At 67.6% G+C, this 1,332-nt stretch carries 3 protein-coding genes; 1 reads left to right on the top strand and 2 read right to left on the bottom strand.

The genetic code is table 11. From position 1 onward, the window contains the following. Nucleotides 1–98 precede the first annotated feature (98 nt). Nucleotides 99–305, bottom strand: coding sequence for a Com family DNA-binding transcriptional regulator (locus C8N34_RS27375; RefSeq protein WP_108131047.1), 207 nt, complete (start codon nucleotides 303–305; stop codon nucleotides 99–101). After that, nucleotides 302–454 carry a hypothetical protein gene (locus C8N34_RS27085; RefSeq protein ID WP_244910762.1) on the bottom strand — a complete coding sequence of 51 codons (153 nt, stop codon included), beginning with the start codon at nucleotides 452–454 and terminating at the stop codon, nucleotides 302–304. The genes C8N34_RS27375 and C8N34_RS27085 overlap by 4 nt, the downstream gene beginning before the upstream one ends. 3 nt (nucleotides 455–457) lie before the next feature. Here C8N34_RS27085 and C8N34_RS27080 point away from each other — a divergent pair. Beyond that, nucleotides 458–1,332: phage tail tip lysozyme (locus tag C8N34_RS27080; protein ID WP_342352697.1), on the top strand; the 875-nt coding region annotated here is incomplete at its 3' end.

Genomic DNA, 1,332 nt, shown 5'->3' with positions numbered 1-1,332 from the left:
GCTCGACATGACACACAGTCCGATATCCGGGCTCTGCGAGGTGTATACCGAGATCGAGGCCTCCGACACCGGCGCAAAGGCTGATGCCGCGAAGGCCGTCATGTCTTCCGGGGGAACAAAGAGCCACACGAGGCGTCCTTTCCTGCGCGGTCTGGCCGCTGAGGGTGGGGGCTCTCGGGCCTCAGATGATTGAAGGATGCGCAGCGGGGGCATTTGATCGAGACCGCCCCGGCCAGCGCGCCTGCCGTCATCTTGAACAGCAGGCGACGGCAACCGCAACAGCGGATTTCTGTCCAGGTGGTCATTTCACGGCGATCAGGAAATTCGACACCAGAAGCTCGGCCCGGGCTGTGCTGCGGTCAGACCTGTCCCCGATGCCGCAGGCCTTGGCGGCAGCGCCAATGTCCAGCAACAGGTCTGGGCCTTCTTCGCGGCCAAAGGTCTCGCGCCGCACCAGATCGCGGCGATCATGGGCAATGCCTCTGCCGAAAGCGGGTTCAACCCGCTGGCGGTGGGGGATGGCGGCACGTCTTTCGGCCTGTTCCAGCATCACGCCGGACGGGGGCAGGCCCTTCTGGATTATGTCGGGGGTCAGGCCGGGCTTTCGAATGTGCAGGCACAGCTGGAGTTTGTCTGGCAGGAACTGCTTTCCGGCGAGAACGGTGTCCTGAAGCGGCTGCAGGCGGCGCCGAACCTCTATGGCGCGACGCAGGCCTTTGTCGGCTACGAGCGGCCGCAGGGCTGGAGTGCCGCAAATCCGGCTGGTGCCATGCATTGGGATCAGCGCCTTGCGGCGGCCGAGGCGGCAATGTCGCGGTTCGAGGGCACTACGGACAGCGCGCAGGCCCAGCTCGGCCAACTCGGGACCGGGGCGGCGCAGCTGGGGACCGGCCTGCAGACCTTTGGCGCCAATCTCGCGGGCACGCTGCAGGGGATCGGGGCGAGCTACGGGCCGGGCGGGGCCTTTGTCGGCGGCCTCCTGGGCGCGGGGCTGAAGTGGCTGACCGGCGTGCCGGGGTTCGCAACCGGCGGCGACCATGCCGGGGGCTGGCGCATCGTGGGCGAGAATGGCCCCGAGCTGGAGGCGACGGGCGCGGCGCGGATCTTCAACGCGGGTCAGACGCGGCAGATCCTGACCTCTGCCCCGCCGCCTGCCACTTCCCAGCCTTCAGGTCAGGGCGGCGCTTCCGGCGGCAATGCCGCCGCCATGCTTGTGACCCATCATATCAATGTCTCTGGCACCGGCTCGGCCGAGATCCGCGAGGGCGTCATGCAGGCCATTCAGGTGTCGCTGGAACAATACACCCGCGACTTCCTGCCCGGCGAGGTCCG

Origin of the sequence: Gemmobacter caeni (assembly GCF_003054195.1) — a bacterium.
Lineage (GTDB): Bacteria > Pseudomonadota > Alphaproteobacteria > Rhodobacterales > Rhodobacteraceae > Gemmobacter > Gemmobacter caeni.
The sequence above is the reverse complement of the archived record's forward strand: the minus strand, read 5'-3'. Positions and strand labels throughout refer to the sequence as shown.